Genomic DNA, 9,484 nt, shown 5'->3' with positions numbered 1-9,484 from the left:
GTCGCGATCTCTTCGAGGATCGGAGCGAGCTGACGACACGGGCCGCACCAGCTGGCCCAGAAGTCGACGAGCACGGGGCCCTCAGCGTTGAGGACGAGCTCGTCGAAGTTGGCGTCCGTTACGGCCGCGAGAGTGCCTTCTGCCATGGTGTTTCTCCTTGAGGTCTGTAACTAGTTGAACGTCAGGCGCTGACAGATATTCCATGCTCGATGTCAGCGAGGTAGCGCTCGGCATCGAGTGACGCAGCGCAGCCGGTGCCGGCAGCCGTGATGGCCTGGCGGTAGGTGTGGTCGACGAGGTCGCCCGCAGCGAACACACCTCGTACGTTGGTCTCGGTCGTGCCGGGCTTGACGAGGACATAGCCTTCGTCGTCGAGTTCGACCTGACCCTTGAGCAGCTCCGAACGCGGGTCGTGGCCGATCGCAATGAACAGTCCCGTCGCATCCAGCCTGCGGAGCTCGCCGGTGACGGTGTCGCGAAGAGTCAGACCCTCGAGCTTGTCGGTGCCGTGGATCTCGGCGACCTCAGAGTTCCAGGCGAACTCGATCTTGTCGTTGGCAAACGCACGGTCCTGCATGATCTTGCTGGCCCGCAGCTCATCGCGGCGATGGACCAGAGTCACCTTGCTCGCGAAGCGGGTCAGGAAGGTGGCTTCCTCGAGCGCAGAGTCGCCACCGCCGACCACGACGATGTTCTGCTCGCGGAAGAAGAACCCGTCACACGTCGCACACCAACTGACGCCGTGACCGGAAAGACGGTCCTCGCCCTCGACATTCAGCTTGCGGTAGCCGGAGCCCATGGCGAGCACGACAGCCTTGGCCTTGTAGGTCGTGCCATCCGCGAGGCTGACGGTCTTGATGTCGCCCTGGAGGTCGACGGCGGTGACGTCATCCGTGACGAGCTCGGCACCGAAACGCTCGGCCTGGGCGCGCAGCTTGTCCATGAGCTCGGGGCCCATGATGCCGTCCTCGAAGCCCGGGAAGTTCTCCACGTCGGTGGTAGTCATCAGCGCACCGCCAGCTGTCACCGAGCCCTCGAAGACCAACGGGTTGAGGTTGGCGCGGGCAGCGTAGATCGCGGCGGTGTAGCCCGAAGGTCCCGAGCCGATGATGATGAGGTTGCGTACGTCGTCGCTCATTGCGTTTGTCGCCTTAATCTGAAGTCACCTGACACAACGAATCCTAGGCTGCAACTATTCCGGAAGCGGGATGAACCCGGTCCTAGGAGCGTCCGCGGATCACGACTTCGCGAATCTCGCCTCTGAAGGACCCGGGATTGACCTCGGGAAGCTTCCTGAGCCATACGACGAGATAGCGAGTGACCTCGCCGGACTCAAGTGACATGGACGCGTCCACGCCGGCGCCATCCAGGACGGCGGCCCGCCTGAGGCCCTTCAGGGACCGGGGCACCTTGTCCTCATCGGGAGAGGCGATGTAGATCGACAGGTCGGTCGGCGAGCCACCGAGCCGGATTCGAACACTGTCGACCTCACGAGGCCCGCCTAGGTCGAGCACCAGACCCACACCGTCCTTGAGCCCGCCGAGCGAGGCCGAACCGAGGTAGTTGGACGTAGGCCATCCGGTCGAAAGCTTGCCGTCGATGGCACGACGTACGAGATCGGGGCTCTCCTCGCCGTCATCACCGAACGGATCGAAGTCGCCAACGCGCTGCACCGGCAGGATGCGGATGGGGGACGAGTCGTCGATCGCGTCGCTCGGGCTGTCATTCGTGGACCGACCGACCAGGAACGCAAGCACCGTCGCAATCAGCAGCACCACGCCGACACCGAGCAGGACGAGTCCGCGATCACCCTTCGCAGCGAGTCGGGCGCGCTCGACGCTGCGCTCCATCGTGGTCGGGGGAGCCGGCTCGTAGGCCTTTGGACGACGACGTGGTGGCTCGAGACCGGGGGGAGGCCCGACCGGACGGATGACGGGATCGAGACGCAGGAGATCGGGCGAGGAGATGCCCGAAAGGCTGGGCTGCTCGTCACGTACTTCTTCGTCCTCACCGGACAGCCGAAGAGTGCGCGCTATGTCCGCGGCGCTGCGGAGCGGGGACTCGTGGTGGCGTGGTGGCGAGCCGAGGATGCGGTCTGCGACGGTGTCCACGTCACGGGCCACGCCGGCGCGCACCTGACGCGGTCGCAGCAAGCGCCCGTGCTCGGTCGGGGCAGCACGCAGCCCGTCGACCTGTGCACCGGGCCAACGGCTCACCAGGCAGGCGTAAAGCAGTTTGCCGAGCGCTTGCACGTCGAGCTGCTCGTACGCCTGCAGATCGGCCAGCGAGTCGTGGCGACCGACTGGCGAGAGCGCCGTCGTGACGCCGAGTCCGACGACGCGCACGGCGCCGGACTCCTTGAGCAGTACCTGGTGCGGTGTGAGGCGGCGGTGATAGACGCCGTGCTCGTGCGCGTGGGCGATCGCCTCGGCGACCTCGGCAACGACCGTCGCAGCGCGCCGGTTGGGCAAGGGCGACTGCGCCAGCAGCTGGTCAAGTGGGAACGCGCGCGCCCACTCGCGTACGACCAGGTGGTGACGCTGTTCGTCCTCGATCAGGTCCAGAACGCGCAGGAAGCGCGGATCTGTGACTGACGTCGACTCACGGGCGGCCTCGAGGAAGTGATCGGCTCGCGGATCGGAGCTCGACAGCATCTCGATGCCGACGTTGCGGTTGAGAATCTGATCGTGGGCTCGCCACGTTGTGGAGCCAAGCTTCTCGGTGACGAGGTCCTGGAGTTCGTAGCGGTGCGCGAGCACATCTCCGGAGGCCAATGGCCGCCTGTCGCTCATCAACCGCCCCTTCTACGCTCACCGGCAATGCTACGGGCCGAGCGGCGTTGCCGTCGGCAATCAGGCCCGGCGGCGCAGGGTTTTCACAAGGTACGAAAGCTGGTCCATGCGCAAGAGCTTCGTGGCGATCACATACGCGATCGCGCCACCGGTGCCGGCGATGAACGCAGTTGGCAGGCCGCCGGACGGCTCACTCTGGTCGAGGCCGGCCGATTCGAGCCCGGCTGCGATGGCGAGCATGGCAGCAGCGGCGACGATTGCGGCCGCCACGAGCTTGGCGACGAACAACAGCATCTCGCGGTCGACGACCGAGCCGACGGTCCGCGAGAGGACAGTCGTCGACAGGATTGATCCGACGACGTACGCGATGCCGTAGGAGAGTGCCAACATCATGGCGACTCGGGCCGGCTCGACCATGGCCGTGAGGGCGATCGCCGTTGCGATGTTGACCGCGGCGATGACGACCTGGATGAAGAACGGTGTGCGGGTGTCTTCGTTCGCGTAGAAGCCTCGCAGCATCAGGTAGTGGATCGTGAACGCGACCATCGCGATGGCGAAAGCCTGGATCGTCCAGCCGATCGACTCGGTACCGTCCTCGAGGTTGCCGGTGAGGTTGGCGACGGTGGCGACCTGCTGACCCAGGCAGGCAACCGCGACGGCCAACGGGACGATGATGACGAGCGCGATCCGGACCGTACGTCCGAGCTCGACGCGGAAGCGTCCGTATTCGCGATCAGCAGCAAGTCCCGAGAGAAGCGGGATGATCGCCGTGGCGAGCGAGACGGTGATGACGCCGTGTGGCACCTGACTGACCAGGAACCCCAGGTCGTAGACGGCGGCACCGGCAGCGTCCTCGCCGGTCTGCGAGGCCTCGGTCGTGGCGCTGCTGCCCAGCCTGGCGACGATGACGTACGCGATCTGGTTGGCCAGGACAAAGAGGAGCGTCCAGACGCCGAGCTTGAACGTGTGACCGAGGCCGACACCGCGGAAGTCGAATCGTGGCTTGAAGTGGAAGCCAGCCTTGCGGAGGTAAGGCACGAGCACGAGCGCCTGCAAGGCGATCGCGACGGATGAACCGATGCCGAGCAGCAAGGCCTCGTTGGTGGAGAAGCCCTTGTCGCCGTCGGACTTGCCGAAGGTCACCGCGTAGAGCACGAGCACTCCGCAGGCGACGACATTGTTGACGATCGGTGCCCACATCATCGGCCCGAAGCGACCGCGCGCGTTGAGCACCTGACCCACGAGGACGAACACGCCGTAGAAGAAGACCTGCGGCATGCACAGCCACATCAGCAGCCGGGCGGAGTCCTGAGCCTGCTCAAGGCCAGGGGCGAACAGGTCGTTGTCGAAGAAAAGTCGCACCAGAATCGGCACCGCGAGCACCAGCAGCGCCGTTGCCCCCGCGAGAACCAAGAGCCCGAGGGTGATGACGCGGTTGGCGTACGCATCGCCGCCGTCCGGGTCGCGCTTCATCGCGCGTACGAGCTGGGGTACGAGTACGACGTTGAAGATGCCGCCGGCGACCAGGATGTAGAGCGCGTTGGGGATCGTGTTGGCGATGCTGAAGATGTCGGCGTTCAGTGACTTGCCGACGACCCACAGAAGAAGCAGCAGCCGCATGGCGCCGGTGATGCGGGAGAAGATCGTGCCGAGCGCCATCCAGGCGCTGGCGCGTGCGATGCCGGCGTCAGTCATCGTCGGCCAACCGTTCGGTCGTACTGCTCCCGTTGCGACGGCGGTGGAAGCGGCGGAACAGCGCGACGAGCACCAAGACGCCGGCGAGACCGATCGCGACCCAGAGCACGACGCCGATCTGACTGGAGCGGACGTTGAACACGGCTGGTGTGCCGATGGGGTCGCCTTCAGCGGTGGTCAGGCTCGCGGTCAGCTGCGTCGTGCTCTGCTGGCCGAGGTCGATGTTGACCGTGAGCGTTTGGCGCTCTCCGGCGGCGATGTTGACCGGCTTCACCGCGGGCACATCAAGTGCCGGGTTGCTGGAGTCGAGGTCGACGCCGACTCGTACGTCGTGGGAGGTGGCGTTGATGATCGTCAGCGGGAATCCGCCTGACGAGCTCGACAAGGTGACGGAGGGTGGGCCCTCGATCTGGATCTTGGCCAGCTCATCCACTGCACGTGATCCCAGGTTGTTGGCCACGGAGATGCCGAGCGGTGGATCGCTGCGCCACCGTACGCCCAGGAGTCCGGCGACCTCGCGTGAGTAGGTCGCGTCGACTCCCTGGTCGTCGGTCACGATCGATGTCAGGGCGTCTCCCGCCTTCGCGAGGTCAGTGGCTGCCTGGAGCTGTGCTCGGCTGATCGTTCGTGCGGAGGACTTGGCTGGCACGCGCCCGGAGTATTTCGACACCTGCCGCGTGAGTATGTCGTCGAGCGTCGCCCCGCTGGTGAACGGTGAGTTGAAGACCGACGAGAGTCCGCCGGTGGTCGGTCGGGGTCCAGGGTTCCACTTCGGATCGATCATCGTGACGGCGTCTGCGCGGGAGGTGGGATCGATCGCCCGTTGGAGTCCAGCCAGTGCCGCGTCGCTCAGGATGCGCTGACGCAGGCCGACGACTGTCGATCCGCCGGGAACAGTGGCGATCACGTCGTTGACGAGCAGCGGAATAGGTCCACCGGTCGATTCATAGCTGACGATCGAACCCAGGCGACGCTCCCATCCGGGCACGGAGGAGGGCGTCACGATGAGTGGTGTCTCGCCGTCGCCTCGCTCCGCGCTCAGCAGCGCGGCTGTCGTACCGTTCTTGATCGGCCAGGTGACGCGGCGCCCGGTGAGCTGGTACGTCGTGAGGGCTGATCGCGTCGAGGTGTCGAGAGCATTGGTGAGGCTGCGGCGAAGGTCAGGGTTCTCGGTGAGGGCAAGGACATCGGGCCGGTCGAATCCGAGAATCCAGACGTTCTGCGAGCGTACGTACGCCAACAGCTCTTGCAGGAAACTCTCTGCCTGCGAGGTCTGCACGTCAGTGAGCTCGATCTTCTTGCCGATGAGCCGCTTGTTGGCGATGTCGTCGATGCCGACAAGCAGGGCGGGATCGAGCAGCACGGTCGATGATCTGGGCGGGAGACTCTTCGCGAGGTCCAGAAGGTTGCGCAGCTGGCCACCGGCACCGATTGCCGAGAGTGTGGCGACGGGATCGTGATAGTTGCCGTCGGCGCCCCGGTAGTCCGGCATGAGGAACGGCCACACCACGGTTGTGGGCACAGGTTGCTGGCCCGGCGCGATGCTCGGCAGGAACGTCGTCGCTGCCGCGATCGCGTCATTGCTGCGCGAACCGTCAGTGTCAGTTCCGAGGACCTGCACGCCCATGGGGTAGACGCCGGCACCCCCAGAGATGCCGAGCTGCTCATGCGGCACCTTGACCTGGAATGAGACCGACTCCCCGGCGGTGAGGGTTCCGAGCTCGTCGAATGCGCCCGCCTCGATCACCCGCGCACCGGTGTTGGCAGCGCCATTGTCGATCGCGTCGTCCAGCTGCGCGCGAGTCGTGAAGGGGTTGGTGGGAATGACGAGATATGCCTGCACCTTGCGCCACGGGTGATCGTCGTTGTTGGTGATCGTGCCTCGTACGGTCACGTCGGAGCCGGCCTTCAGAAAGCTCGGCTTGAGGGTCGTGATCGTGACGGTGAGGTCGGGATCCTTGTCGGCTGCCTGCGAGGGAGCGCTGACGAGGAGAGTCGCGACGATCGTCGTCAGGAGCGCCATGCTGATGCGACGACGACGGCTGCTCACCTGAACATGTTAGTGGGGGTGAGTGGGCCGATAGAGTATGTCCCCGTGCCCACGTCAGAGCTGACCCCCGATCGCAGGGCCAGGATCGACGCTGTGCTGGCGGACAACTCGTTCCTGGCCGAGCTCGGCCTGCTGTTCACCAACGCCGGTCATGAGTTGGCGATCGTGGGCGGACCCGTACGCGACGCCGTGCTGGGTCGCCCCGGCAACGACTGGGACTTCGCGACGTCGGCCAAGCCCGACGAGATCGAGCGCATCGCCGGCCCGTGGGCCGATGCGATGTGGGACGTCGGTCGCGAATTCGGCACGATCGGCTTGCGCAAGGGTTCGCACGACCTGGAGATCACGACGTACCGGAGCGACGCGTACGACGCCTCGTCCCGCAAGCCCGAGGTGAACTTCGGCGACAGCATCGATGGCGACCTCTCGCGACGCGACTTCGCTGTCAATGCGATGGCGATCAGGCTGCCGTCGGCCGAATTCGTCGACCTGTTCGGTGGGCTCGCCGATGTCGAGGCGCGTACGTTACGCACCCCCGTCACGCCCGAGCAGTCGTTCAGCGATGACCCGCTGCGCATGATGCGGGCGGCGCGGTTTGTGTCGCAGCTCGGTTTCACGGCCGCTCCCGACGTCGTGAGCGCGATGACCGACATGGCCGAGCGTCTTGAGATCGTGTCGGCCGAGCGCGTACGCGATGAGCTCAACAAGCTCCTGATCGGCGCTGATCCGGTGGCCGGTCTGAGGCTGCTGGTCGAGACTGGCCTGGCAGCGCAGATGCTGCCCGAGCTGCCGGCGCTGATCCTCGAGCGCGATGAGCATCATCGCCACAAGGACGTCTACGAGCATTCACTGACTGTGCTCGAGCAGGCGATCGCCCTTGAGGATCGCCTCGAAAGTGCCCCTGACCTGGTCATTCGCCTGGCCTCGCTGCTGCACGACATCGGCAAGCCCAAGACTCGCCGGTTCGTCGAAGGCGGCACAGTCACGTTCCATCACCACGATGTTGTCGGCGCCAAGCTCGTACGCAAGCGCATGCGTGCGCTCCGCTACAGCAACGACCTCATCGACCAGGTCGCCAAGCTTGTGGAGCTTCACCTGCGATTCCACGGCTACGGATCGGGCGAGTGGACCGACTCGGCGGTGCGTCGTTACGTACGTGACGCCGGCGACCAGCTGCAGCGCCTCCACATCCTGACCCGCGCCGACTGCACGACCCGTAACGCCAAGAAGGCTCTCCGCCTGCAACGTACGTACGACGAGCTCGAGCAGCGGATCGCGGTGCTGGCCGAGGCCGAAGAGCTCGATGCGATGCGTCCTGACCTCGATGGTGCGCAGATCATGGCGATTCTCGGCATCGGACCTGGTCCCGAGGTTGGCGAGGCTTACCGCTTCCTGCTCGACCTTCGTATGGATCGCGGTCCACTCAGCGAAGCCGACGCGACCGAAGCACTCAAGTCCTTCTGGGCAGCTCGATAGTCCAGACACGACGAAGGGCCGGCTCCTTGCGGAACCGGCCCTTCGTACTGCCGCTTACTGGAAGCTGAAGCAGGGCTTGCTGAAGTCGAATCCTTCAGCAGTGGGCCCAACCGTGAGCTCCTGTTCAACCGACACACCTGTCGGCGCCTTGTCATCGACCTTGCTGATGACGCTGGCGCGGTAGGCCACCTCAGACGGGTCACCCTTCGTCGCGCCGGCCTCCGGGGGCAGGATGCCCTCGTAGTCGACCTCGTCCAGGTTCTTCGCTGCCTCGATCAGGCTCTCGCGAGTGATGTCACCGTCATCGCCAGCCTTCTTGAGCGCGGCGAGCAGCGGATAGCTCCACGTCCAGCCAGCGGTGTAGCCGTCACTGGGTGTGACGTCACCGAGAGCTTCACGCATACGCTCGTGGCCCGGCGTGTCAGTTCCGAACGGTCCCCACGGACCGGCCTGGAAGTACAACGCCTTGAGCGCAGGTGCCGCCTTCGATTCGAGCAGTGCCGGGTTCCACGTCGGGCTGGAGCCGACGACGGTGCCCTTGAAGCCCTGCTGGGCGAGGCCACCCGTGATCGTTGCCATCTCGGCAGGACCGGTGGAGACGAAGACGAGATCCGGCTTCTCCTTCAGGATCGAGCCAATCGCACCGGCCTGGTTGTCCTGGCCGGGAGGCGTCTCGAGCTTCCTGAAGCCAAGCTTGTTGGCCTTGGCTGCAGCCTCGACGCCAGCAGCGGCGTCTCCGCCGTAGTCGCCGGGGTAGCCGACTGCGACGACCTTGGACTTGGTGCCGCGGTTGGCGACCGCCCAGTCGACGCCGTTCATGGCCTCGAAGCAGTAGTTGGCGCCGCTCTCGAGAATCTGGTCCTCGAACTCCCAGGCCGAGTTCCAGGATGCCGGGACGCCGATGACCTGGTCGGTCTTCATGTCCTCGAGGATCGCGAGGGTCTGCGTCGATCCGAGCGTCTGGCCGAGAGCGAGGATCTCCTTGCGCATCTCCTGGTACTTGCGGTTGTGGATCTCGGGGTTGTACTCGGCATCGGCGATGTTGCTGGTGACGTCGATGTCGTAGCCGTCGATGCCGCCGTCTTCATTGACGCCCTTCCAGAAGGCCTTCTGGGCGTCCGTGATCGGGACTGCGAGGGGCGCGAACGGGCCCTTCGTCAGGTCGGAGATCACGCCGAGGTAGATGCAGCCGTTGTCCTTGTTGACAGCGTCGGGGCAGGCCTTGTCGGTGATGCCTGCACTCGAGGAGTCGCCGTTGTCGCTGCCGCGACATCCGGTGAGCACCAGCGTCGCAGCCGCGACGCCAATGGCGGTACGGAGGACGTGTCGGGAAAACTTCATCTCTTCGATTCCTTTCGGTGAGCGTCCTCGTCCTGACTGGACTCGGGCGCGGGATGTTGCAGTGCGGCGGTCAATAAGAGAACGGCCACCCCTTCCAGTAGTTGCGCACGCGGACCCAGATGCCGTAGAG

Annotated in this window: 7 protein-coding genes; 1 reads left to right on the top strand and 6 read right to left on the bottom strand. The window is 65.3% G+C overall.

Annotated elements, in window-relative coordinates:
- The 5 genes from V6M39_RS09060 to V6M39_RS09040 all read right to left on the bottom strand — a co-directional run.
- Positions 1 to 146, bottom strand: a 146-nt coding sequence (locus tag V6M39_RS09060; protein ID WP_332643495.1) for a thioredoxin family protein, incomplete at its 3' end; no start/stop codon positions are given.
- 35 nt (positions 147 to 181) lie between these two features.
- Positions 182 to 1,138, bottom strand: a complete 957-nt coding sequence (trxB, locus tag V6M39_RS09055; RefSeq protein ID WP_332643494.1) for a thioredoxin-disulfide reductase — start codon at positions 1,136 to 1,138, stop codon at positions 182 to 184.
- 82 nt (positions 1,139 to 1,220) lie between these two features.
- Positions 1,221 to 2,792, bottom strand: coding sequence for a protein kinase family protein (locus V6M39_RS09050; RefSeq protein ID WP_332643493.1), 1,572 nt, complete (start codon positions 2,790 to 2,792; stop codon positions 1,221 to 1,223).
- Between the two features lie 60 nt (positions 2,793 to 2,852).
- Positions 2,853 to 4,487, bottom strand: coding sequence for a murein biosynthesis integral membrane protein MurJ (gene murJ, locus V6M39_RS09045; RefSeq protein WP_332643492.1), 1,635 nt, complete (start codon positions 4,485 to 4,487; stop codon positions 2,853 to 2,855).
- Entirely contained in the window at positions 4,480 to 6,537 is a 2,058-nt protein-coding gene (locus V6M39_RS09040) for a DUF6049 family protein (RefSeq protein WP_332643491.1), read from the bottom strand. Before V6M39_RS09040 ends, murJ begins: the two co-directional genes overlap by 8 nt.
- Positions 6,538 to 6,543: 6 nt before the next feature.
- On the opposite strand from V6M39_RS09040, the gene V6M39_RS09035 reads away from it, so the two are divergent.
- Entirely contained in the window at positions 6,544 to 8,013 is a 1,470-nt protein-coding gene (locus tag V6M39_RS09035; RefSeq protein WP_442880746.1) for a CCA tRNA nucleotidyltransferase, read from the top strand.
- A 54-nt stretch (positions 8,014 to 8,067) separates the two neighbouring features.
- On the opposite strand, the gene V6M39_RS09030 is transcribed toward V6M39_RS09035, so the two are convergent.
- Positions 8,068 to 9,354, bottom strand: coding sequence for an ABC transporter substrate-binding protein (locus V6M39_RS09030; RefSeq protein ID WP_332643489.1), 1,287 nt, complete (start codon positions 9,352 to 9,354; stop codon positions 8,068 to 8,070).
- Between the last annotated feature and the right edge of the window lie 130 nt (positions 9,355 to 9,484).

This window comes from Aeromicrobium sp. (assembly GCF_036675695.1).
In the GTDB taxonomy this organism is placed as follows: Bacteria; Actinomycetota; Actinomycetes; order Propionibacteriales; family Nocardioidaceae; genus Aeromicrobium.
This window is presented reverse-complemented; position numbering and strand designations above follow the sequence as displayed.